This window comes from Cohnella sp., from assembly GCF_041641335.1.
Classification (GTDB): Bacteria; Bacillota; Bacilli; order Paenibacillales; family Paenibacillaceae; genus Cohnella.
In genome coordinates, this window is the sequence record NZ_JBEPYQ010000002.1 from 1 (window position 1) to 22287 (window position 22287).

At 57.9% G+C, this 22287-nt stretch carries 23 protein-coding genes and 1 pseudogene; all 24 read right to left on the minus strand.

The features are described from left to right. Positions 1 to 532: pseudogene (locus tag ACESLM_RS00675) on the minus strand (hypothetical protein); the annotation flags it as partial. Between the two features lie 380 nt (positions 533 to 912). After that, the gene (locus tag ACESLM_RS00680; RefSeq protein WP_372629040.1) at positions 913 to 1530 is read right to left on the minus strand and encodes a histidine phosphatase family protein; all 618 of its coding nucleotides are present in this window, start codon (positions 1528 to 1530) and stop codon (positions 913 to 915) included. Then, complete coding sequence (locus ACESLM_RS00685; protein ID WP_372629042.1) at positions 1527 to 2126, minus strand: hypothetical protein; 600 nt, start codon at positions 2124 to 2126, stop codon at positions 1527 to 1529. The genes ACESLM_RS00680 and ACESLM_RS00685 overlap by 4 nt, the downstream gene beginning before the upstream one ends. Next, positions 2123 to 2719, minus strand: a complete 597-nt coding sequence (locus ACESLM_RS00690; protein WP_094042875.1) for an RNA polymerase sigma factor — start codon at positions 2717 to 2719, stop codon at positions 2123 to 2125. Before ACESLM_RS00690 ends, ACESLM_RS00685 begins: the two co-directional genes overlap by 4 nt. Before the next feature lie 850 nt (positions 2720 to 3569). After that, positions 3570 to 4718, minus strand: coding sequence for a prephenate dehydrogenase (locus ACESLM_RS00695; RefSeq protein ID WP_372629044.1), 1149 nt, complete (start codon positions 4716 to 4718; stop codon positions 3570 to 3572). A gap of 4 nt (positions 4719 to 4722) precedes the next feature. Then, positions 4723 to 5820 carry a histidinol-phosphate transaminase gene (hisC, locus tag ACESLM_RS00700; RefSeq protein ID WP_372629046.1) on the minus strand — a complete coding sequence of 366 codons (1098 nt, stop codon included), beginning with the start codon at positions 5818 to 5820 and terminating at the stop codon, positions 4723 to 4725. 155 nt (positions 5821 to 5975) lie between these two features. Further along, complete coding sequence (gene trpA / locus ACESLM_RS00705; RefSeq protein ID WP_372629048.1) at positions 5976 to 6809, minus strand: tryptophan synthase subunit alpha; 834 nt, start codon at positions 6807 to 6809, stop codon at positions 5976 to 5978. After that, the gene (trpB, locus tag ACESLM_RS00710) at positions 6806 to 8011 is read right to left on the minus strand and encodes a tryptophan synthase subunit beta (protein ID WP_372629050.1); all 1206 of its coding nucleotides are present in this window, start codon (positions 8009 to 8011) and stop codon (positions 6806 to 6808) included. Before trpB ends, trpA begins: the two co-directional genes overlap by 4 nt. Continuing rightward, the gene (locus ACESLM_RS00715) at positions 8008 to 8697 is read right to left on the minus strand and encodes a phosphoribosylanthranilate isomerase (RefSeq protein WP_372629052.1); all 690 of its coding nucleotides are present in this window, start codon (positions 8695 to 8697) and stop codon (positions 8008 to 8010) included. Before ACESLM_RS00715 ends, trpB begins: the two co-directional genes overlap by 4 nt. After that, a complete protein-coding gene (gene trpC, locus ACESLM_RS00720) occupies positions 8694 to 9500 on the minus strand; it encodes an indole-3-glycerol phosphate synthase TrpC (RefSeq protein WP_372629054.1) in 807 nt (268 codons plus the stop codon). The genes ACESLM_RS00715 and trpC overlap by 4 nt, the downstream gene beginning before the upstream one ends. Continuing rightward, positions 9490 to 10536 carry an anthranilate phosphoribosyltransferase gene (gene trpD, locus ACESLM_RS00725; RefSeq protein WP_372629056.1) on the minus strand — a complete coding sequence of 349 codons (1047 nt, stop codon included), beginning with the start codon at positions 10534 to 10536 and terminating at the stop codon, positions 9490 to 9492. The genes trpC and trpD overlap by 11 nt, the downstream gene beginning before the upstream one ends. Before the next feature lie 22 nt (positions 10537 to 10558). Continuing rightward, complete coding sequence (gene trpE, locus ACESLM_RS00730) at positions 10559 to 12139, minus strand: anthranilate synthase component I (RefSeq protein ID WP_372629057.1); 1581 nt, start codon at positions 12137 to 12139, stop codon at positions 10559 to 10561. Positions 12140 to 13127: 988 nt separating this feature from the next. Further along, positions 13128 to 13718 (minus strand): hypothetical protein, encoded by a 591-nt coding sequence (locus tag ACESLM_RS00735; RefSeq protein ID WP_372629059.1) that lies wholly within the window; start codon positions 13716 to 13718, stop codon positions 13128 to 13130. Positions 13719 to 13899: 181 nt separating this feature from the next. After that, entirely contained in the window at positions 13900 to 14268 is a 369-nt protein-coding gene (gene aroH / locus ACESLM_RS00740) for a chorismate mutase (RefSeq protein ID WP_094042742.1), read from the minus strand. A gap of 6 nt (positions 14269 to 14274) precedes the next feature. After that, positions 14275 to 15381 carry a 3-dehydroquinate synthase gene (gene aroB / locus ACESLM_RS00745; RefSeq protein WP_372629061.1) on the minus strand — a complete coding sequence of 369 codons (1107 nt, stop codon included), beginning with the start codon at positions 15379 to 15381 and terminating at the stop codon, positions 14275 to 14277. Continuing rightward, the gene (gene aroC / locus ACESLM_RS00750) at positions 15381 to 16550 is read right to left on the minus strand and encodes a chorismate synthase (protein WP_372629063.1); all 1170 of its coding nucleotides are present in this window, start codon (positions 16548 to 16550) and stop codon (positions 15381 to 15383) included. Before aroC ends, aroB begins: the two co-directional genes overlap by 1 nt. An 88-nt stretch (positions 16551 to 16638) precedes the next feature. Beyond that, a complete protein-coding gene (locus tag ACESLM_RS00755) occupies positions 16639 to 16800 on the minus strand; it encodes a hypothetical protein (RefSeq protein ID WP_198960605.1) in 162 nt (53 codons plus the stop codon). A gap of 61 nt (positions 16801 to 16861) precedes the next feature. Continuing rightward, positions 16862 to 17683 (minus strand): CheR family methyltransferase, encoded by an 822-nt coding sequence (locus ACESLM_RS00760; protein ID WP_372629064.1) that lies wholly within the window; start codon positions 17681 to 17683, stop codon positions 16862 to 16864. 18 nt (positions 17684 to 17701) lie between these two features. Further along, positions 17702 to 18145: a nucleoside-diphosphate kinase gene (gene ndk, locus ACESLM_RS00765; protein WP_094042746.1), complete on the minus strand. Its 444-nt coding sequence runs from the start codon at positions 18143 to 18145 to the stop codon at positions 17702 to 17704. 74 nt (positions 18146 to 18219) lie between these two features. Further along, the gene (gene hepT / locus ACESLM_RS00770; protein WP_372629066.1) at positions 18220 to 19194 is read right to left on the minus strand and encodes a heptaprenyl diphosphate synthase component II; all 975 of its coding nucleotides are present in this window, start codon (positions 19192 to 19194) and stop codon (positions 18220 to 18222) included. A 4-nt stretch (positions 19195 to 19198) separates the two neighbouring features. After that, complete coding sequence (locus ACESLM_RS00775) at positions 19199 to 20074, minus strand: menaquinone biosynthetic enzyme MqnA/MqnD family protein (RefSeq protein WP_372629068.1); 876 nt, start codon at positions 20072 to 20074, stop codon at positions 19199 to 19201. Beyond that, entirely contained in the window at positions 20067 to 20696 is a 630-nt protein-coding gene (locus tag ACESLM_RS00780) for a UbiX family flavin prenyltransferase (RefSeq protein ID WP_372629069.1), read from the minus strand. Before ACESLM_RS00780 ends, ACESLM_RS00775 begins: the two co-directional genes overlap by 8 nt. Beyond that, a complete protein-coding gene (locus ACESLM_RS00785) occupies positions 20690 to 21565 on the minus strand; it encodes a UbiA-like polyprenyltransferase (RefSeq protein WP_372629072.1) in 876 nt (291 codons plus the stop codon). The genes ACESLM_RS00780 and ACESLM_RS00785 overlap by 7 nt, the downstream gene beginning before the upstream one ends. Next, entirely contained in the window at positions 21562 to 22281 is a 720-nt protein-coding gene (locus ACESLM_RS00790) for a demethylmenaquinone methyltransferase (protein WP_372629263.1), read from the minus strand. The genes ACESLM_RS00785 and ACESLM_RS00790 overlap by 4 nt, the downstream gene beginning before the upstream one ends. Positions 22282 to 22287: the final 6 nt, after the last annotated feature.

Sequence of the window (22287 nt, forward strand, 5' to 3'; positions counted from 1 at the left end):
TATAGACGAGGCTCGTCTTGTAGCGCTTTTCCAGAACGTCGCACAGCCGGGACTTGATGTCCTCCGGCACCTGAAACAGAGAGCGCGTCTGCTGCGAGAAACCGCTGAACAGCCATCCGAAGCTTTTGAATCTCGAAATGGACAGCCTCGCGATTTCTTCCGGCCCCGGCGGCGGTGGAGGCGGCGCGTTCTTCGCCTTGCGCGAGCGCGTCTTCTTCTGCTGCGCCGGCTCTGGCGCTGCGTTGGGTTCGGACGCGACCGATGTGGCGGCGGACTTGTCCAGCGCCCTTGCCTTGAGCTCTTCCAGACTGTAGGCGGTTCTGTTCTCGAACACGAGAGAGTTCAGGAAACGCAAATCGTTGCCCGAAATTTCCCGTATACGGGATTCGATCACATCTCTTCGCTGCACGGTCGCCAGAATCGTCTGAATCAGTTCGTTCTTCGAGTGGCTCGTGCTGGAACATTCGTAGGTATCGGCGATTTTCTTCAACTCGGCGATGTCCGCATAACAGAGCATGTCGGCCAAGTTCATTAGACGTTCCCCCTTCTTGGAGGATTTACTGTTCAGTATAGTCGCGGGAACGCCGTCTTAAACGTACCGTCCTTCAAAGCGGGGCGGTCTCGCGCTTGGCGCAGCCGCTTCGGACAAGAATAACGTTCCCGCCGACCAACTGCCCCAGTCTGCTTGCCAGGCTAAATTAGCTTTTCGTCACGACCTCACACGTGCCAATGTGCGATTCTTTCGAACAACAATCTTCTTTTGTACGCGAGTGGTGAACGATAACCGATTCTTTAGAGCATCGTTCTCCGTTCGCGTTGCAAAAGCATCCCCATCGGGCTTTTCATTTGCTCGTGTACGCGAATTGGTCAGTTGTACACAAAAACAGAGCCGTCCTCATGGACGGCCCTGCGTTACTTCAATGGATGAATCGACGCTTCCTCTTCCCGCGTCAGATGCTTCGTGCAGTTGTGCAGCAGCGACTGCCACTCGTCCTGCCGCCGTTCGAGCACTGTCAGCGACATGTTCAGCAGATGCGAATCGTTCAGTCCCTGGCAGAGCGCTTGCAGCATTCTCGCCAGGAAACTGCCGTGCGTCACGACAAGCCACGCTTCCCCCGCCTGTTTTTCCGCCAGCTCGCGAACGAACGCGAAGCCGCGCTCCCGCACGGAATCGTCGCTCTCCTGATCCGGTACGAGCTTTCTCCAATCCTCGCCCCATTTTTCCAGCCGTTCCGCCAACGTCGTGCCTTCCGCTTCCCCGAACGACCTTTCCCGCAGTCTGGAATCCCGAATCAGCGGAATCCCGAGACGCTCAGCCAATATCTCCCCTGTCTGAACGGCCCGCTGCAAATCGCTGCAGTAGACGCCGTTCCACTTTTGAGGCTCGCTGTGCAACCGATCGGCCAGCAGCCGCGCCTGCAGCAACCCTTCCTCGCTAAGCGGAATATCGGTTACGCCCTGAATGATGCCCCTCTTGTTCCACTCCGTGATGCCGTGACGGACCCAACCGATACGCGTAGCCTCGTTCATGAGCGCACCCGGGAAAACCAGTTAAGAATGAGAAGCGTCATGATCATGCCGACGATCGAGAACGCGATCCAGTATTCCGGCACCGCAGGAGACACGTTCAGAATGATCGGATCGCTCAGGCTGGCAACAGGAATGTCCAGCCGGATGTCGTTACCGTATTGATGGCTCACAGCGAACGCGTTAGCCGACTCCCTGCCTGCCGCAGTCTTCTCCCCGGTCATGCCGCTGCCGAACGCAGCGTACAGAAATCCGCAGACGAACAACGCAAGCAGCGCGGCGAGAACGCCGGCTACCCGTTTCCTGAATAGGAATGAGAAGGCATACGTTCGCCTTGTCGCCGGCATGTACCAGCTTTGCTCCGTATAGATGCGGTCCATGACCTTCTTATTGATCTGCATAGGAGAGATCGGCACCGCGTCTTGTTCGTCGTCGAACGGCAGTTCATGAATGAGAAGAGCGCTCTCTTCCCAAATCCGGAACTCCTCTTCGCACTCTTTGCAGCTTTGCACATGCAAATCGACGGCGAGCTTATCGGCGGAATCCTCGGGCAAATCCCGGTACACCCCAAACCATTCCGCGGCTTCTTCGCATTTCATCGCAGCTTCATCTCCTCGTACTCCTTCATCATGGCCGGTTCTGCAAAGTAGGATTCCAATTGCGTCTTCACGCTGGCCCGGGCCCGGAATAGCAACGATTTGACGGAACTGACCGTCTGTCCGAGAATGTTGGCGATCTCTTGGTAATCCATTCCGTCGTATTCCCTGAGAATGAGCGCGGAGCGCTGCTTCTCGGGCAGACTGTTGATCGCGTCTCTTACCATGGAAACTTTCTCGTTGCGCAGCAATCGCTGCTCGGGCGCCTCTTCCGAAGGGGCGGCTGGTATGTATGTGGAGTCGTCCAGCGACAGATGCGCGGCCTTCTGCTTGCGCAATTCGCTCAGGACGGTGTTGCGTGCAATCGTATAGAGCCATGTCGAAAAAGACGCATCCACTTCCCGGAAGGAGTGTAAGCTTCGGTAGGCTTTGTAGAACGTTTCGGAACACAAATCTTCCGCCAGAATTTCCAGCTTGGCGCTCTTCAGCATATGGTAGACGAAAGAAAGGATCTTCTTCTGGTATCTCCCCATAAGCATGGAGTATAATTCGACGTTGCCGTCTTTGATTTCCCGTATCAACTGGGAATCGGTCATCATTCCCGCGACCCTCCCCCTGTTCAGGGTGAACGTTCGCAGCCGGCGTTCTAACTTAATTGTACCGGCCAAAAACGAAAAAGTTGCGCTCGAAAGCGCATTGAATGTTGGCGAGCCAGTATTTTACAAATACTATATGCTATTGTAACACAGGAAAACGGGTTATGTGCTTAAAAATTTCTCAAAAATTATCGGCGTTCTGCAATATTTTTTCGGCCGCGGCATTCGGCCGCTCTACTGAATGTATGCTTAGGTTCGCCCAGACGTGAATCATTCCGCAACCTGCCTTCGTCAAGGTTGGCTTGGTGGAGGGAGCTCAATTTGTTCAACGTGTATCGCGCATTTATTATCGGAGTTTCCGTATTCGAATTTAATAATGGATCTAAAATAGACATAAAACGGATTCAAAAGAATTGAAACCGCTTCAAAATAAAATGAAAGCGCTTATTGACAAAATGTAAACGAATACATATAATAAAAGTACAGTATGGTTTCTCTCCACTCCTATCCAATCCTTTGCACTCTGTGCAGCCACCCTTCGGGGTGGATTTTTTTTGTCCGCAGCCCCCCATAAGCACGTCGCACGGCACTATTACCGTTATCCGCCACCTTCAGTTCACCATTAGCACGGCACACGGCACTATTATCGTCGTCCTTCGCAATCAGCTCCCGGTAAGCACGCCACGCGACACTATTTTCGGCAAGTCCCCATCCACTCGAAATAAATCTGCCACGCACCTCATTTTTTCGACGAAACGCAAAAAAAAGAAGCACGTCCCCTGCATACGAGGAACAAAGCTCGCGCTTCGCTCCCCGCAGCAGAGGCGACATGCCCCCGTAACGCATACGATTACATATGGACTTCGTAATTTAGCGATTTGAGCAAAGCCGTCGCCCGGTCCAGATCCTCCGCCTGCTTAAACGACAGACGCAAAATGCCGGGAACGTCCTCCCTGCTCTCGATAATCTGCAAATTGCTCAGGTTGATCTTCGCCTGGCCGAGCTCGGTCGCGATTTTGCCGATGATGCCCGGATGGTCCGGCACGTTGTCGACGTAGCATTCGAACAGCGACGTGATCATGCCCTTGCGCCGCTCCGGCAGCTGACGGCGGAATTCCCCCGCAGTATGGAACCGCTCCGCAATGCCGTCCCCGTCCTCCTGCTCCAGCAGAGAAGCGAAGCGGTCCATCTCGTTCTGCCAGTCGCGCACGAGCTTCAGCATGACGTCGCGGTTGCTCAGCAGAATGTCCCGCCAGATGACCGGATCGCTTGAGGCGATGCGCGTAATGTCGCGGAACCCGCCCGCCGCAAGCCGCATGTACAGCTCGTTGGACTCGTTGTAACCGGCGATCTGGTTCACGAGCGCAACGGCGATCATGTGCGGCAAATGGCTGATCGCGCCGACGATGTCGTCGTGCTGCACCGCGTCCGTCTTAACGATGTGCGCGCGCGTATGCTTCAGCAGCCGCTCCAGTTTGCCCACGTGTTCGGGAGGCGTATTCGTCGTCGGAGTGAGCACGTAGTAGGCGTTCTCCAGCAAGTACAGGCTGGCCGCTTCGACGCCGGAGCGCTCCGAGCCGGCCATTGGATGTCCGCCGATGAAGACGGCTCCCCGCAAGCTCAGCTTGTCGGCATGCCGTACGACGGACGCCTTCGTGCTTCCGACGTCGGAGATAATGCAGCCGCGCTTGAGCGGCAGCCGAGAAAGCTCGTTCACGTATTCCTCCAGACGACCGACCGGTACGCACAGGAAAATGAAGTCCGCACCCTTCGCCGCTTCCTCCAGAGAGGTCGTCGCCGAATCCACGACGCCGAGCGCCACGTATTTCTCGGTCGAAGCCGGATTGATCGAATGGCCCACGACGTGCACGCCGGGCTTGCCCTTGAAGCAGAGCGCCAGCGAGCCGCCGATCAGGCCGACGCCGAATACGGCGATGCGAATCGGATTCGCTTCGTCGAAATCGATAAAGTCCGTAAAATCGCTAAACTCCCCGCTCATGCCGTCACACCTTTACCGCGATTTCTTGCAGCACCGCGGTCAGCGCGAAGATGACTTTCTCGTTCTGCTCCTGGTTGCCGACCGTAATTCGGATGCTGGTCGGGTAACGATGGTGCCCCGCACGCACGATGATCCCTTTGCGCAGCAGCGCGTCGAACACTTGCTGGCCCGGCCTTTGCACGTCGACCATAATGAAGTTGCCGTAAGCCGGGAACGCCTTTAAACCCAGTTCCTCGAATTTCCGATTAAAAAACTCAAGCCCCTTCTTGTTCTCCTCGCGGCAGAAAGCGATGAACTCCCCGTCCTGCAAGGAAGCAAGCGCCGCCGCCTGGCCGATGCGGGACGTGTTGAACGGCTCGCGCACCTGGTTGATGCTGCGGATCACGTCGGCGCGGCCGATGCCGTAACCGATGCGCAGGGAAGCAAGCCCGTAAATTTTGGAGAACGTTCTGAGCAAAATCAGGTTCGGGTACTTTCGCAGCAGCTTGAGTCCGTCCGGGAAAGACGGATCGTCGATGTACTCGCAGTAAGCTTCGTCGAGCACGACCAGCACATGGCTCGGAACCTTGGACAGGAACCACTCCACCTCGTCCGCCGTATTGATCGTTCCCGTCGGATTGTTCGGGTTGCAGATCCAGACGACTTTCGTTTTCTCGTTCACGCGCTCCAGCATCGAATACAGGTCATGCGTGCCTTCCTTAAGCGGCACCTCGATCGACTTGGCGTTCTCGATCGTCACGTTGTGCTTGTACTGAGGGAACGTCTGATCCGCCATCACCGTCTCGTCGCCCGGAAGCAAAAACGCGCGGCAAATCATCAATATGACTTCATCGGAGCCCGCTCCGAAAATAATCTGATCCGGGTTGACCCCATGGTGCTTGGCCAGGGCGTTCGTCAGTTCGACGGCGGCGCCGTCCGGGTAGATGCTGATGTTGTCGAGTTCGCGCACGATCGCATCCTTCGCCTTCGGCGAGCAGCCGAACGGATTTTCGTTGGACGCCAGCTTGATCACTTCGGTCAAGCCCAGCTCTCTCTTTACGTCTTCTACCGGTTTGCCAGGCTGGTAGACCGGCAAGTGGACGATATTCGGTTTCGGTTGCATCTTTGTCCCTCCTGAGATACGGCAAACGGAGCGCTGCATGCCCCGCCGCGGCGGGGCACCAGTCGCTCCGTAAGATTATAGTGATTCTATTGTGACACACCAACGCGGTGCTGTACAGGTGCTGTTTGCGCTTTTTCCCCAAAAAATGATCGGAATCAGACCGCAGCGCGCGGCTTCAGCTCGGCGATAAAATCCCGCACCGCTTGAAGGCCCCGCTCCCGATCGGACGATTGTCCGGAAGTCAGCAGCGGCAAAGCTTCCTCTACCTGGCGCACGATGGCGCTGCCGACGATGACGCCGTCGCACAAGCCTGCGAAGCGCTCCGCGTGCTCCCGCGACGAAATGCCGAAGCCGACGCAGATCGGCACGCTGGAAGCCCGGCGAACCGAATTCAGGAACGCGTCGATGCCCTCGTGGAACGTGGAGCGCACGCCCGTCACGCCCAGCGAGGAGACGCAGTAGACGAATCCTTGCGCGCGGGCGGCGATCCGCTCGACCCGGGCCTCCGAAGTCGGAGCGACGAGCGGAATCAGATGAATGCCGCTTGCCTCGGCCAAGGCGCGAACTTCGGAGTCTTCCTCAAGCGGCAAATCCGGAATGATCATGCCGCTGAAGCCGTGCTCCTTAAGCAGATCGAAGTAGCGTTCAAGCCCGAGCTGCAGCACCGGATTAAAATAAGTAAATAAAATGAAGGGCATTGTCACGCCGCGCTCCCGGGCTTTGGAGGCGACGGCCATGCAGTCGAGCAGCCCGATCCGGTTGCGCAACGCGCGCTCGGATGCCCGCTGGATGACCGGACCGTCCGCCAGAGGGTCCGAATACGGAACGCCCAGCTCGACCATATGCGCTCCCGCTTCCTCGGCGGCCTGCACCAGGGCGACTGACGTGTCCAAGTCGGGGTCTCCCATCGTTATGAAAGGAATGAGCGCCGTCTCTCCGGTTGCCTTCAGCCTCGCGAATACGGCGTCGATCGCATTGGTCGCGCTCATAACGGCTGTCCCTCCTCTTTCGCCAAGTAAGACATGATCGATTCCACGTCTTTGTCGCCGCGGCCCGACAGGCTGACGACGATAATCTCGTCCTTGCCCATCTTCGGCGCGATTTTCAGCACCTGCGCGATCGCGTGCGCCGACTCCAGCGCCGGAATGATGCCCTCCATGCGGGAGAGCGTCGACAGCGCGTCGAGCGCTTCCTTGTCGGTAATCGGCACGTATTCCGCACGCTCGGTATCCTTAAGGTACGAATGCTCAGGGCCGATGCCCGGGTAATCGAGCCCTGCGGAGATCGAGTGCGCCGGCAGCACCTGGCCGCCCTCGTCCTGCAGCACGTAGCTCATCGAGCCCTGGAACACGCCCGGACGGCCCTTCGTCATCGTCGCGGCATGCTCCTCGGTATCGACGCCGCGCCCGGCCGCTTCAACGCCAAGAAGACGGACGCCTTTGTCCTCGATAAACGGATGGAACATGCCGATCGCATTGCTGCCGCCCCCGACCGCCGCGACGACGACATCGGGCAGACGGCCTTCCGCTTCGAGAATCTGCTCCCGCGACTCCAGGCCGATAATGCGCTGGAAGTCCCGGACCATCATCGGGTACGGGTGCGGGCCGGTCACGGATCCGAGAATATAATACGTATCGTCGACGTGGCTGACCCAGTAGCGCAGCGTTTCGTTGCAGGCGTCCTTCAAGGTGCGGGTTCCCGACAGGACCGGAACGACCTCCGAGCCGAGCAGCTTCATGCGGAACACGTTAAGCTGCTGGCGTTTCGTATCCTCCTCGCCCATGAACACCTTGCACTCGAGTCCCATCAGGGCGGCTACCGTCGCCGTGGCGACGCCGTGCTGGCCCGCGCCAGTCTCGGCGATCACCTTTTTCTTCCCCATCCGCTTCGCGAGCACCGCTTGGCCGATCGTATTGTTGATCTTATGGGCGCCGGTATGGTTCAAATCCTCGCGCTTCAAATAAATTTTGGCTCCGCCGAGATGGTTGGACAGCCTTTCCGCGTAGTACAGCGGCGTCGGCCGTCCGGAATATTGCTTCAGCAAATAGCGGACCTCTTCCAGAAACTCCGGGTCGTCCTTATACTTCCGGTAGGCGTCTTCAAGTTCGATCAAGGCGTTCATTAACGTTTCCGGAACGTATTTCCCGCCGAACGGACCGAAGCGTCCGTGCTGATCCGGCACTTGACTCATGCGTTGTTCACCCTTTCTACGAATGCGGCGATTTTGCCGATGTCCTTCGCCCCGTCGGTCTCCACGCCGCTGGAGATATCGACGCCTTCGGGCCGGTAAGCCGCAACGAGCTTGTCCACATTGTCCGGGGACAGCCCTCCCGCGACGAACAGCCGGAGCCCGCTGCTATCGGCAGCCTGCCGATAAGCCGGAATAACGTCCCAGCTGAAGGTCCGTCCCGTTCCTCCGCCCGCTGTGTCGAGCAGAACGGTGGACACCGTTCCAGCGTATGACGCCAGTCGTGCGGCTCCGTCTGCGGAATTCTCCTCGTCCTTCATTGAAAAAACCCGCCATACTTCTACGTTCAGCCGCTCGCGCACTTGCCGCGCGAACTCCGGCGTCTCCTCTCCGTGAAGCTGCACGACGTCCAGAGGAACGACGGACAACGTCGCCTCAAGCTCCTCTATCGTCGGATTGACGAAAACGCCGACGGTCAACGGCGGCTTGCCCCCCGCCATCGGAACGCTCCGAGCCGTCTCCTGCAGCTGCGCGGCCCGCTCGGGCGACACCTGCCTGCGGCTTTTCGCGAACATAAAGCCGATGTAATCGACCCTCAATCCCGCCATGCCTCTTAAAGTCGCTTCCTCTTTAATACCGCATATTTTTATGAGCGCACTGTTCTCGGATAAACCGCGGTCTTCCGTCATAACGCCGCGCCCTCTCTCTTGGCGGGACCGAGCAGCTCGTTCACCGCGTCCTCGACGCTCGGCTGGCGCATGAAGTGTTCGCCGATCAGGACCGCCTGCGCCCCCGCCTTGCGGACGTAAGCGACATCGTCCGTCGTGGCGATCGCGCTCTCGCTCACGGCCACGACCCCGGCCGGCATAAGGCCGATTAATTGCTCGGTTACGCTTAGATCCGTGACAAAGGTTTTCAGATCGCGGTTGTTGACGCCGATCAGCGTCGCTTGTCCGAACTCCAGCACCGTCTCGAGCTCCGGACGGTTATGCACCTCGACGAGCACGTCGAGGCCGAGGTCGCGGCCGAGCTTATGGAAGTCCGCCAGCTGCTTCGGCGTCAAGATCGCCGCGATCAGCAGGATCGCATCCGCGCCGATCAATCTCGCTTCGTAAATCTGGCGTTCGTCGATCGTGAAATCTTTGCGCAGCAAAGGAACTTTAACCTGTTTGCGGATTTCCGTCAAGTAATCGTTGCTGCCCTGGAAATAATCGACGTCCGTCAGAACGGAAATGCAATCCGTTCCGGCCTGCTCGTAAGCCTGCGCCAGGCTGACGGGATGGAAGTCCGGACGGATCAATCCTTTGGACGGGCTCGCTTTCTTCACTTCCGCAATCAGCCCTACCGGCCGGTTGCGGCCGACCAGCGCCCGCTCGAAGCCACGGCAGGCCGGCAGCTCGGCAATCCGCTTCTCCGCATCGGAGAGCGACAACGTCTGTTTAAGCGTCTCTACCTCCTGATGCTTGGTAGCGACTATGCGATCAAGAAACATGGCTCAGCTCTCCCGTCGTAGCAATCCATTGCTGCAATTTGTCCGAAGCACGGCCCGAGGCGATCGTCTCCGCCGCTGCGGCCACGCCTTCTTTAAGCGAATCGGCGCGTCCGGCGACGTAGATGCACGCCCCGGCGTTCGCCAGCACGATGTCGCGGTATGAGCTCTTCTCTCCGCCGAGCACGCGGCGGATGATGTGTGCGTTCTCCGCTGCGTTGCCGCCTTGCACGGCTTTCAGGGAGACGGTCGCCAGACCGAGCTCCTCCGGCGTAATGTCGTACGTAACGACTTCTCCGTCCCGCAGTTCCGACACCCGGGTCGGGGCCGAAATGCTGATCTCGTCCAACCCGTCGTGGCTGCCGACGACCATCGCGCGCTTCAGACCGAGTCCGAACAGCACTTCTGCGACAGTCGAAGTACGGGAACGGTCGTACAGGCCGATCATCTGGCGATCCGCTCTCGCGGGATTCGCCAACGGTCCGAGCATGTTGAAGATGGTGCGTACTCCCAGCTCTTTGCGAGGAGCCGCGGCGTACTTCAGAGCCGGATGGTAAAGCTGCGCGAACATGAAGCAGATCCCCGTCCGCTCCAGACATTCGGCGGCCTGCTCGGCCGTCAGGTTGATGTTGACGCCGAGCGCTTCCAGCACGTCCGCGCTGCCTGCCTTGCCGGACATCGCGCGGTTGCCGTGTTTGGCGACTCTCACTCCGGCCGCCGAAGCGATAATCGCCGACGCCGTCGAGATGTTGAACTTGTGGACGCCCGAGCCCCCCGTTCCGCACGTGTCGAGCAAGTCGCTTTGTTCCGTCGCCACCCGGTTGGAGAGCGCCCTCAACGCTTCCGCGAAGCCGAGAATTTCGTCCGTCGTCTCGCCCTTCATGCGCAGCGCGATGACCGTTCCGCCGATCTGCGCCGGAGTGGCCTCTCCTCTCATGATCGTCGTCATGACGCCGAATGCTTCATCCCTCGTCAGGTCGTCCCCGCTCATCAGCTTGGAGAGCGCCTGCGGCAGGCTAATCGCGATCGTTTCGCTCATGTTTACCGAATCCCCCTCTTGATTAATCGTAATCCAGATTCGTGCGCCGGTCCCCCGCCAGGACGGTCGAGAACTCGCTCGCGCTGCGCTTCGCCGCACCGACAGGCGGGAACGCCGCTTCCGCCGCGCGGATCGCTTTGAGCATCCCTTTGGCTTTGTTCTGCGTCTCCAAGTACTCGTTCTCCGGAACGGAATCCCAGACGATGCCGGCCCCGGCCTGTACGTAAGCTTTGCCGTGCTTGAAAATGATCGTCCGGATCGTGATGCACGTATTCAAGTTGCCGGAGAAGCCGAGATAACCGATCGCTCCCGCGTAAGCGCCGCGCGCTTCGTTTTCCAGTTCCGCGATAATCTCCATCGCCCGCAGCTTCGGCGCTCCGGAGACGGTACCCGCAGGCAAGCAGGACAGGAAGGCGTCGTAGAAATCTTTGTCCGGCCGCAGCTCGCCCGTCACGTTCGAGACGATGTGCATGACGTGGGAGTAGCGCTCGATCTCCATGTAGCTGTCGCATTTGACCGTACCGAACGTGGATACCCGCCCGAGGTCGTTGCGGCCCAGATCGACGAGCATGACATGCTCGGCGCGTTCTTTTTCATCCGCCAACAGTTCGCGTTCGAGCTGCAAATCCTCCTCCGGCGTTCTCCCTCTCGGTCTCGTGCCGGCGATCGGGCGGGTTTCCACCTTGCCGTTGTCGACTTTGACGAGCAGCTCCGGCGACGTGCCGACGATCACCTCTTCGTCCAGCTTCAGCACGTACATGTACGGCGACGGGTTCATCGTTCTGAGCACGCGGTAGACGTGAAGCGGATCGACCTCCGTCTCGATGTGGAACCGCTGGGACAGCACCACTTGGAAAATGTCCCCCGCCCGAATGTACTCCTTCGCCTGATTCACGTTGTCGATAAACTGTTGCTTCGTCAGATTGGAGGAAACCTCTCCGAGATCGGGATCCTGCGGAGGCGTGCTCCTCGAAGGTTGCACTGGAATCGGCTGCTGGATTCTGCGGATCGTATCGTCGATGGCGTTCAGCGTCTCCAGATAAGACGATTCGATCGCCGCGTCGCTCGCTCCCTCCGGGATGTGGACGTTGCCGATGACGAGCACGTGCTGCTTGAAATGGTCGAACACGATGACGAGATCGCAGAACATAAACTGCATGTCGTCCATGTTCAAGTCGTCTTTCTTATGCGGCGGCAGCTTGCGTTCGTAATACTGCAGCAAGTCGTAGCCGAAAAATCCGATCGCCCCGCCCGTAAACGGAGGAAGCTCGGGCAGCGCCGGGCTGCGGTAGGAGCGGAGCTTCTCTCTGAGCAGCTGCAGCGGCTCCGTCGTCGTATGCGACTCGACTTTGCCTTTCTCCTCCAACGTCAGCGCGTTATGCTTGAGCTTGAGCACAAGAAACGGATCCGTGCCGATATAGGAATATCTGGCCCATTTGACGCCGCCCTCCACGCTCTCCAGCAGGAACGCCCGTTTGTCCCTGCTCAGATGCTGGAACACCCGAATCGGCGTCTCCGTGTCGGCCAGCAGCTTGCGAACGACCGGAATGACGTTGTAGCGTCCTGCCATTGCTTTGATTTCCTGTAACTCCCGCTGATCCATCCTGATCTCTCCCCCGTCGGCCCGGGCCGCGCCCGCTTCGCCAAAAATCAAAAAAGCATCTCTGCATGCGCAGAGATGCGTTCATAGACAAGATTAGGTTGACCGACTCCCGCTATGCGCAAGGCAAAGCCACGCTGCACGCCGGTACGGCAACTCCGCTCATCTGATCTCAACTCTGCTGGGCTCGCATCCGCGTAAGTTGCCGTCCCTATGGCCGACCGTTCCGCTCTGCGTAATATGCTATTTACTATACCATCCGCGGCTCGGGGCGTCAATGTCGAATTTCGCAGCTTGGCGGATACGGCGAGGATGAGGTCGTTATTGACCTTGATGTGGCGGGTGTGGCACGGCATAGTGCGAGCCTCGACAGGGCGAGTGATGAAGGAGATTAGCGAGTGGCGAGTAGTGAGCGGCGAGCAAGGAGCGGCGGACAGTGAGCCGCTAGCAATGAGCGGCCCCCTATTCCGTACATTCGAATAGAGCGGATTTCCCGCTTTATTTTTGGCTTTTGGACAGAGTTGGTGCGGATAGAGCGGGTTTCCCGCTTTATTTTTGAGAATATTGGCTTTTGCCGAAATTAAAACGGAAAATCCGCTCTAATTTCATCAAAATGACCCATTCCCAGAATTTAAGTTGGGTTTTCCGCTCTATCCATTTTAACTTTGACGACCAACCGCCGCGTGTGCTCAATGCTTCCATTAGATGACAGCCGGCCGTTCCGCTACACAATAAACACCTATCTGACCCACTATCTATGCCGCCGCTATAGACGACCAACTCTCTCCACACCGTTCCACTAAACCATAGACAACCAACCCTCTCTACACTCCATAAACGCACGCCGGGAGAGGCGCGCGAAAGTGCCGCTATAGAGGTCCAATCCGCCTCTCGTCCCCACACTACCACAAAAGGCGACCAGCCTCCTTGTCCAGCACATAGGAGTGGTTTCTTTTCATTCCCGGCTTTGTCGGGTGTGCAAGTCCCTTGCTCACCTCTTGCTGACGATGTCCCGGCATGCTTCCGGTCCTTTACGCAGACAAATCCGTACATCACTCATCTGAAACGGTCTGCCCAAGCGCATCGCATGGCGAATAAGCTCCCGCTCATTCGGAGTTGCCTCCTTATAAGTCTCGCTGTCCGCATTCGTCCCATACTTGCCATACAGCTCGAACAGAGCGCGGCGGCACGCCTCCGGCTTTTTATCCATCTCGTCGTAGGTGAATGGAATGTAACGTATGCCAAGGGAAGCCATCGAGCGGACTTTGTTTCTCTCAAAGTCGAACCGAGCTCTCGTAATGTTGCCCGCATGGACCGTGTAGCCTTCCGCTTCGATTCCGAAAAGAACCGTTTCATCGAATACGTCGATATAAGCTTTCGCTCCTGTCAGCGTTGCAATCTCCTTCTCCAACACAATTCCACTAAACGATTGCCTCACCGGCCATACGACGTCAACCAACAGCTTACGCTCGCCTTCTCCGTGTTTTTGCAGCAATTCCAGACGAGCCCCTGAAGCCGAATCCTTCTGTTCCTCAAGCAAATCTTCATACTCTCTGTCTGCCAGCGTTAACGAACGATTCATAGCCCACATTCCCCCTAATAAAAATAAACACGCCGCCCCTCCAAAGAGAGAATCGGCGTGTGCTTCACGCTATACCGTATGAAACCTGCATCCCATGCATCCTCTGCATCTTCTACATCTTCTGCATCCTCTGCATCTTCTGCATCCCTGCATCTTCTGATCCCCTACGTCCTCTACTCCCCTACTTCGCCGCCAAGTCCGGACGAAGAACTTGCGCGCGATTCAGATAGACGTGGCGGATGTCCTTCTGGGCGACGTCCGTGTTGACGAGCACCATCAGACGGATGCACTTCTCCAGGCTGCCCTTGACCGGCACCTCAAGCGAGCACATGAGCGGCACGAGCTCCCACCCTGCCATCTGGCGAATCGCTCTAGCCGGGAACGTTGCGTCCAAATCCTGCGTAACGGTGACGAACACGCTGGCAATTTCCTCCGGCTCGAATTGATTGACTTCGACGATTCCGTTCAACAGCTCGACGGTCGCGTCCAAAATAAGCTGCTCCTCGTTATGCTCGACGGTAATGGCCCCGCGAATTCCCCTAACGCTCATAATCGTCTATTTCCCCTCTCTTAATCCGTTCACGATGTCCGTTACCCATGCGGAAGGAACGTCGCGGCGAATTTCCACGCTTCCGATAGCCGTAGGCACGACGAACACCATATTGCCTTCGGAAAATTTCTTGTCATGCAGAATCGCGCCCATGATCGCGTCGGTCGAGCAGCTGTCCGGAATGCGGACGGGAAGCCCGAAATTGCGGAAAATGCGCTCGGTCGTCTCCTCGATGTCGGCGGAGTAGCCGAAGCGCCCCGCCAGCCGTGCCGAGCCGACCATGCCGATTGCGATCGCTTCGCCGTGCAGCAGCTCCCCGTAACCCGCGACCGCTTCCAGCGCGTGGCCGATCGTGTGCCCCAGGTTCAGAATGGCGCGCAAGTCGTTCTCCCGTTCGTCGCGCGAGACGACGATCGACTTCACCTTGCAGCCTTCGTACAGGGCGTAACCGAGCGCGTCCGGCTCCAGCGCCAGCAATCGCTCCGCATTGTCGTCGCACCAGGCCACAAACTGCGCATTCCAGATCAGCCCGTGCTTAATCACTTCGGACAAGCCGGCGCGCACCTCCCGAATCGGCAGGCTCGCCAGCGTATTCAGATCGTACAGCACGAATTCCGGCTGATGGAAAGCGCCGATAATGTTTTTGGCCAGCCGATGGTTGACCGCCACTTTGCCGCCTACGCTGCTGTCGTGCGCCAAGATCGTCGTCGGAATTTGCACGAACTTCACGCCGCGCATATAGGAAGCCGCGACGAAGCCCGCCAGATCGCCCACGACGCCTCCGCCAAGCGCGATGATCGTCGATTTGCGGTCCAATCCCGCCTGAAGCGCCTTCTCTACGAGAAGATCCAGCATCTCCAGAGACTTGGAAGATTCCCCGGACGGCACGACGGCGCGAACGACCGTATAGCCGCTCGCGCGCAGGCTCTCTTCGACCGAGGCCGCGTACAAGCCTTCGACCGCGCTGTCGGTGACGAGCATAATCGGGGATTTCGCAGGAAATCCCCGCTCGGCAAATTTCCGTCCCAATTCCGCGATCAATCCCGTGCCGATATAGATCGGATAGGAACGTTCCCCGAGATCTACGGTGAGCTCTCTCGTTCCGCCCGCCATTAGTACGCCTCTACCTGTTTCAAGTAGTTGTCGAGATTCGCCTGGATTTCTTCGATCGAATCGCCGCCGAACTTCTCCAGGAACGCCTTGGCGACTTCCCATGCGACGACGTGCTCCATAACGACGCTAGCCGCAGGAACGGCACAGGCGTCGGAACGCTCGACTTGCGCAGTGAACGCTTCCTTCGTATCGATGTCGACGCTCGCCAACGGCTTGTACAGCGTCGGAATCGGCTTCATGACGCCGCGCACGACGATCGGCTCCCCGGTCGTCATGCCGCCTTCGAATCCTCCGGCGCGGTTGGAGCCTCTATAGAAGCCTTGCTCTTCCGAATACAAAATCTCATCATGCACTTGCGAGCCCGGAATGCGGGCCGCTTCGAAGCCGATGCCGACCTCGACGCCTTTGAAGGCGTTGATCGACACGACGGCTTGCGCGATGCGTCCGTCCAGCTTGCGGTCCCATTGGACGTGGCTGCCGAGTCCGACGGGAAGTCCGCTGACGATGCACTCGACGACACCGCCGATCGTATCGCCGTCCTTCTTCATCTGGTCGATCAGCTCGATCATTTTCTGCTCGGCGTCTTTGTCCACGACTCGAACCGGCGATTCCTCCGTCACCGCGATCAGCTCGTCGATCGGCAGATTCGGAGCGGCCGCTTCGATTCCCCCGATGGAAACGACATGTCCGGCTACCTTGATGCCGAATTGGCCGAGCAATTGGCGCGCGATCGCGCCTACGGCGACGCGGGCCGCCGTCTCTCGCGCGCTGGAGCGCTCCAACACGTTGCGCAAGTCGCGCAAATTATACTTCAAGCCTCCGTTCAAGTCGGCATGTCCCGGACGGGGACGGAAAACGCGGCGCTTCGTCTCGTCGCCGCCTTCGATCGGCTCGACGTTCATGACGGAAGTCCAATGTTTCCAGTCTTTATTTTCCACGATAACCGCCACCGGCGCTCCGGTCGTGCGGCCGTGCCTGACTCCGCCCACGATCTGAGCCGTATCGGTCTCGATCTGCATGCGGCGGCCGCGCCCGTGTCCTTTCTGACGGCGCTGCAATTGAAAATTCAACTGTTCGAAATCCAGCTCCAGGTTGCTCGGCAATCCTTCGATAATTGCGGTAAGCTGCGGGCCATGCGTCTCTCCCGCGGTCAAATAACGTAAACTCAACTCCGGTTCCTCCCTTTATCCACGCAAGCCGTGCCTATCTTTGATCATTATAGTACAGCGTTAAAGCGTTTGACAAGAAAAGAGCCCGTCACGTTCGGACGGACTGCTTCTTGCCGGCTTTCGTTCTCGGCGTTCCCGGGTCCCTCAAATGTCCGAGAAGCTCCACGTTATCCAGGCCCAATATTTGCGCGCATTCCTGTACGGATATCAATCCTCGCCGATAAGCCGCGATCACTTTGCGTTTGTCCATAGACACCCTCCGCGTTGGCCTGATTAGCCTTATTATCGGTTGGGAGCCTAGTTAACATACGTTAATTCACGCGTCTGTAGAAAAAAGTGTCCGCCGTCTCCAGCCCGTACTGGCCGGGCGAGAAAATCTGCTCGGTGCTGCCGACGAACAGCAGTCCGCCGGGCTTGAGCGCCTGCGCGAATTTGCCGTACAGGATGTGCTTGGCGTCTTCGGTAAAGTAGATCATGACGTTCCGGCAGACGATCAGGTCGAAGTGGCTCCCGAACGAATCGAGCAGCAGATTCTGCTTCTGAAACTTGATCGCCTTCTTCAGCCGGCCGTCGATGCGGAAAGCGCCGTCCTCCGGAACGAAGTACTTCGACTTGAAGTCGGGCGGCACGTCCCGCAGCGAGCGCTCCAAGTAGATGCCTTCCCTGGCTTTCGCCAGCACGCCGTCGTCGATGTCGGTGGCGAGCACCGACGTTCTGTCGAGAGCCCCCAGCGAATCCATAATCATCGCCAGCGTATACGGTTCTTCTCCCGTCGAGCAAGCGGCGCTCCAGATGCTCAGCCGAGAGGACTGATTCAGCATCTGCGGCAGAAACTTCTCCCGAAGCACCTGCCACCGGTTCGGATTGCGCCAAAACTCGGAAACGTTGATCGTCATCCTGTCCAGAAATTCGTTGCGCAGCCTCGCTTCCGCGGTCAATGCCGCGAAATACTCGTCGAACGACCGGTACCCGTATTTCATCCGCAGCGTCGTGAGCCGTCGCCGCATTTGATTTTCCTTATACTGGGATAGATCGATAGAGGTGAGTTTCTTGATATTCACGACAAACCGCGTAAAATCCTCATCCTCGGAAAAGCCCGAGCTCGCGCCCGGAATGGAACGAATGTCTCCCATGACGTTCTGTTCTCTCCCTTATATCCACACCTGAATGGCCTTATCGTAGGACACCAGTTCGTCTTCCGAGAAGAAAATGGCGATCTCCCGCTCGGCGTTCGCCAGGGAGTCCGCGCCATGAATCAAATTGAAATTCGTATGTATCGCATAATCGCTGCGAATCGTGCCCGGAGCGGCTTCCAGCGCGTTCGTCTTGCCGATCAGCGCGCGGCACAGCGCAACCGCCTGGTCCCCTTCCCACACCATCGCGAACACCGGTCCGGACGTAATAAACTGGAGCAGCTTCTCGTAGAAATCTTTGCCCTTATGTTCCGCGTAATGGCGTTCGGCACGCTCGACGGACACTTGCATCAGCTTCGCTCCGACCAGCTTCAACCCTTTGCGCTCGAACCGGCCGACGATCTCTCCGATCAGTCCCCGCTGGACGCCGTCGGGCTTTACCATCAAGTATGTTCTCTCCATGTTTCTCCCCCTTTCCAGAATCAACCTGCTTGCTTGTTCTCTATTTTACCATAAAAAACGCCCGTTCATAACTTCTAGTAGCTTCGTTTCGCCACAAAACGCGCAATATCCGTCAAATTCCGCCTCGCCGGAATGTCCGGCAGCGAATCGAGCGCCTGCAGCGCCTTGGCGATATAGCGGTCCGCCATCCGTTCCGCTTCCTTGATCCCCTTGCTCGAGCGCACCAGCTTAACCGCGGCGGTCGAATCCGAGCGCCCGTCGGCGACCTTGATCGCTTCGATTTCTCCGAGCAGACGATCGCGAATCGCGTCCTCCTGCAAGGCGTACAGCACCGGCAGCGTAATGTTCCCCTGCCGCAGATCGCTGCCCGGCGGCTTGCCGATCGCTTTCTCGGTTCCGCACAGGTCGAGCAGGTCGTCCATGATCTGAAAATTCATCCCCAGATTGTAGCCGAACCGGTACAGCGCGTTGCTGACTTTGGCCGGAGCTCCGGTCGCGATCGCGCCCAGCTGACAGCTGATCGCGATGAGGAGCGCCGTTTTCCGCCGGATTCTTCGCAAGTAATTGCGCACGCTCTGATCGACGTTGAAAAAATCGCGAATCTGCTCCATCTCTCCGATGCACACTTGCACGATCGTGCCGGACAAAATTTGGTGAATGCGCGGCTTGTCCAGCTCGGTGACGACCGTCAGCGCCTTGGCGTAAATGTAATCCCCGGTAAACATGGCGATCCGGTTGTCCCACTTGGATTTGACCGTAAGCTGACCCCGACGGGTGTCGGCATCGTCGATGACGTCGTCGTGGACGAGCGTCGCCATATGGATCAGTTCAAGCGGCACCGCGACTTTCTTAAGCGTCTCGAGCGAATAGTCGCCGAATTTGCCCGCCAGCAGCACGAGCACGGGACGGATTCTTTTGCCGCCCGCCTTCAGCAAATGAAGGGACGTCTCGCTCAAGATCGGCAGATCCGAGGTGACGGCAAGCGCCATCTGATCCTCGATCGCCTGCAATTCCGATTTCAACGATGCGTAGAGCTGCATTAATTTCATAAGTTCACCTGCGGTTGGATAGGTTATCTAGAAGATAGGGCAGCGGCAATTCCGCGATATCGGGCTCGCCTTCCATCAATCCGAGTTCCTTGGCGTATTGAAAATAAAGCTTGAGTCCCGACTTCTGCGCCTCGCCGAAATCGTGGCACAGATTGCCGAAGTAGCCGTTCCAGTACTCGGCCGTTCCCCCGATCTGGCTGAGCGCCTTGTTCACGATCGGTTCGACGTTCCCGTAGGACTTGCTCTTGCTCGCGATCAATCCTTCATAGATTTCGCGGATCGCTTCGGGATAGCGATGCGCCGTTTCCTTATGCACCGCCCAGAGCGCGTACGTCATCCATTGGCCGGTCCAGACGTTCCACACTTCCCCGAGATCCAGCACCCGGTAGCCGTGATCCTTCCAGGAAGCCCGGATGGCATGGTCTCCGATCAGCAGCGCGGCGTCCGCGTTTTCCAACATCTGTTCCAACGCCGGCTCCGCGTCCTCGTAGGTCGGTTTGCCTCCGTAAAATTTCTCCATGATGATTTTCAGCAAATTGACCGAGGTGGCCGAAGCGGTCGTTAACGCGATTTTGCCGTGCAGCACTTGCTCCAGGGGCGATTTGAGAAACAGCAGAATCGACTGCACTCTTCCGAACGAGCTGACCGACAGATTGGGCAGCAGGTAATAGGAATCGGCGGAAATTCCGTATGCGTAAGAGGAGATTGCCGCCATATCGATATCGCCCGCTCTCAGCTTGCGGTTCAGCGCCGCGGGCAGTTCCGAATGGATCTCCGTCGGAAACGGCAGCTGCGCCGGGTCGAAATGATGAAACACCGGCCAAGCGTTCGTATAAGAGATGCGGCCGAGGCGAATCGGCCGCGAGTTCGTTTTATTCATTCGGGTCGCCCCATCTTCGATATAAGTTATGTTCGATGCCCATGCCGTCCATCGTCTTGCCGACGATGAAGTCGACAACGTCGTCCAGCGTCTGCGGTCCGTTGTAGAACGCGGGCATCGCCGGAATAATCCGCACGCCGAGCCTCGACAGCTTGAGCATGTTTTCCAGGTGAATAGCGCTCAGCGGCGTCTCCCGCGGCACCAGAAGCAGCGGACGCCCTTCCTTCAGCATGACGTCGGCCGCTCGCGTCAACAAGTTCGTAGACGCGCCGCTTGCGATCGCGGACAGCGAACCCATCGAGCACGGCACGATCGCCATCCCTTCGCAACGGAACGAACCGCTGGCGATGCTCGCCCCGATGTCGCCGAGCGGATGATACGTCATTCGTCCTTCCGCCAGCGCGGAATCGAACGCTTTATTCATACATTCTAACCGATTCGTAACGTTCCAACCTAGTTCTTCTTTCAGAACGCGCCATCCTGCGTCGGATACGACCAGATGCAGATGAAAACCGGCATTTAACAATTGCCGGCACAAAGTCACTCCATATATCGCTCCGCTGGCTCCGGTAATACCGACAACCCACCGTTTGGCGGAACCGCTGTTGCCCCCGCTTACCACGATCGAACCACCACCAGGTCGATGAACGTAAAGACGAAAATAACGGCGCTCAGAATGCCGTTCATCGTGAAGAAGGCCGCGTTCAGCTTGCTGAGATCGTTAGGCTTGACGAGCCGGTGCTCGTACAGCAGCAGCGCGGCGGCCACGATCGTTCCGGCGAAATACCACCAGCTCAAATCCGTCAGCACGAGCAGCAAGGCGAACCCTGCGGCCGTGAGCGCATGAAAGCTGCGGGCGATTCCGAGCGCCTTGGCGATGCCGAAGCGGGCCGGAATCGAGTGCAGCCCTTCCTTGCGGTCGAATTCCACGTCCTGACAGGCGTAGATCACGTCGAAGCCCGCCGTCCACAGCGCGACAGTCACATACAGGACGATCGCTTCCCAAGTGATGCCGCCCGTCACCGCCACCCAGCCTCCGAGGGGCGCAAGCCCGATTGTCAGACCCAAAACGAGATGGCAGGTCCACGTGAACCGTTTCGTATAAGAGTAGATCACAAGGAAGAACACGGCCAACGGCAGCAGCTTAACGGCGAGGCTGTTCAATTGCGCGGACGCCCAGAACAGCAGCACGAACGATAGGATCACGTACAGTATAACGTCCTTGGATTGCAGCAGTCCTGCCGGAATGGCCCGATTGGCCGTTCTTGGATTGCGGGCGTCGATCGCCTTGTCGATCAGCCTGTTCAACCCCATCGCCGCCGTGCGAGCTCCGATCATCGCCAGCAAAATCCAGCCGCATTCGCTCCATTCCGGCAGCCTCTTCTCGACGGTCACCGCCCCGAGAATGGCCCCTACGTAAGCGAAAGGAAGCGCGAACAGCGTATGTTCGAACTTGATCATTTCCAGAAAAACGCGCAACTTGGCGATCATACGATTTCATTCCCTTTCGTTCCCATATGCAGCGCGGCTACGCCTCCGAAGAACGGATATGCCTTCACGTTGCGCATGCCGATTTCGCGGAACAGCTCGGCGAGAGCCTGAAGATCGGGAAAAGTCGCGAGCGATTCCGGCAGCCACCGGTATTGCTCGTAGCTTTTGACGAACCATTTTCCGAATAAGGGCATTACTTTCTCGAAATAAAAATAATAAATGCCCTTGAACGGCTGCCAGGTCGGCTTGGACATGTCCAAACAAACGATCTTGCCTCCGGGCTTGACGACTCGCTTCATTTCTTTCAGCGTCTTGACGACGTCCGGAACGTTGCGCAAGCCGAAGCCGATCGTCACGAAATCGAAGGAATTGTCTTCGAACGGCAGCTCCATCGCGTTCCCTTGAACGAGCGTAATCTGTTGTCCGTAGCCCAGCTTGTCCACCTTCGCCTGGCCGATGTCCAGCATGTTGCGGCTGAAGTCCAGCCCGACCGTCTTGCCGCCTTGGCTCTCCTTGGCCAGCGCGATCGTCCAATCGCACGTGCCGCAGCACAAATCCAAGGAAGATTGCCCCGGCTGAATGTCCATCTTGCGCATCGTAAACCGGCGCCAAGCTTTGTGCCTTCTGAAGCTGATGATGTCATTCATCAAGTCGTATTTAGGAGCGATGCGCTCGAACACCTCGTGCACGTGCCGCTCTTTGGATTTCGCGTCCATCATTGT

Excerpts from the sequence above, each read along its gene's own strand:
- ACESLM_RS00680 (WP_372629040.1), bottom strand. The coding sequence starts at position 1,530 with ATGAACGAGGCTACGCGTATCGGTTGGGTCCGTCACGGCATCACGGAG.
- ACESLM_RS00685 (WP_372629042.1), bottom strand. The coding sequence starts at position 2,126 with ATGAAATGCGAAGAAGCCGCGGAATGGTTTGGGGTGTACCGGGATTTG.
- ACESLM_RS00690 (WP_094042875.1), bottom strand. The coding sequence starts at position 2,719 with ATGACCGATTCCCAGTTGATACGGGAAATCAAAGACGGCAACGTCGAA.
- ACESLM_RS00695 (WP_372629044.1), bottom strand. The coding sequence starts at position 4,718 with ATGAGCGGGGAGTTTAGCGATTTTACGGACTTTATCGATTTCGACGAA.
- hisC (WP_372629046.1), bottom strand. The coding sequence starts at position 5,820 with ATGCAACCGAAACCGAATATCGTCCACTTGCCGGTCTACCAGCCTGGC.
- trpA (WP_372629048.1), bottom strand. The coding sequence starts at position 6,809 with ATGAGCGCGACCAATGCGATCGACGCCGTATTCGCGAGGCTGAAGGCA.
- trpB (WP_372629050.1), bottom strand. The coding sequence starts at position 8,011 with ATGAGTCAAGTGCCGGATCAGCACGGACGCTTCGGTCCGTTCGGCGGG.
- ACESLM_RS00715 (WP_372629052.1), bottom strand. The coding sequence starts at position 8,697 with ATGACGGAAGACCGCGGTTTATCCGAGAACAGTGCGCTCATAAAAATA.
- trpC (WP_372629054.1), bottom strand. The coding sequence starts at position 9,500 with ATGTTTCTTGATCGCATAGTCGCTACCAAGCATCAGGAGGTAGAGACG.
- trpD (WP_372629056.1), bottom strand. The coding sequence starts at position 10,536 with ATGAGCGAAACGATCGCGATTAGCCTGCCGCAGGCGCTCTCCAAGCTG.
- trpE (WP_372629057.1), bottom strand. The coding sequence starts at position 12,139 with ATGGATCAGCGGGAGTTACAGGAAATCAAAGCAATGGCAGGACGCTAC.
- ACESLM_RS00735 (WP_372629059.1), bottom strand. The coding sequence starts at position 13,718 with ATGAATCGTTCGTTAACGCTGGCAGACAGAGAGTATGAAGATTTGCTT.
- aroH (WP_094042742.1), bottom strand. The coding sequence starts at position 14,268 with ATGAGCGTTAGGGGAATTCGCGGGGCCATTACCGTCGAGCATAACGAG.
- aroB (WP_372629061.1), bottom strand. The coding sequence starts at position 15,381 with ATGGCGGGCGGAACGAGAGAGCTCACCGTAGATCTCGGGGAACGTTCC.
- ACESLM_RS00755 (WP_198960605.1), bottom strand. The coding sequence starts at position 16,800 with ATGGACAAACGCAAAGTGATCGCGGCTTATCGGCGAGGATTGATATCC.
- ACESLM_RS00760 (WP_372629064.1), bottom strand. The coding sequence starts at position 17,683 with ATGGGAGACATTCGTTCCATTCCGGGCGCGAGCTCGGGCTTTTCCGAG.
- ndk (WP_094042746.1), bottom strand. The coding sequence starts at position 18,145 with ATGGAGAGAACATACTTGATGGTAAAGCCCGACGGCGTCCAGCGGGGA.
- hepT (WP_372629066.1), bottom strand. The coding sequence starts at position 19,194 with ATGAAATTAATGCAGCTCTACGCATCGTTGAAATCGGAATTGCAGGCG.
- ACESLM_RS00775 (WP_372629068.1), bottom strand. The coding sequence starts at position 20,074 with ATGAATAAAACGAACTCGCGGCCGATTCGCCTCGGCCGCATCTCTTAT.
- ACESLM_RS00785 (WP_372629072.1), bottom strand. The coding sequence starts at position 21,565 with ATGATCGCCAAGTTGCGCGTTTTTCTGGAAATGATCAAGTTCGAACAT.
- ACESLM_RS00790 (WP_372629263.1), bottom strand. The coding sequence starts at position 22,281 with ATGGACGCGAAATCCAAAGAGCGGCACGTGCACGAGGTGTTCGAGCGC.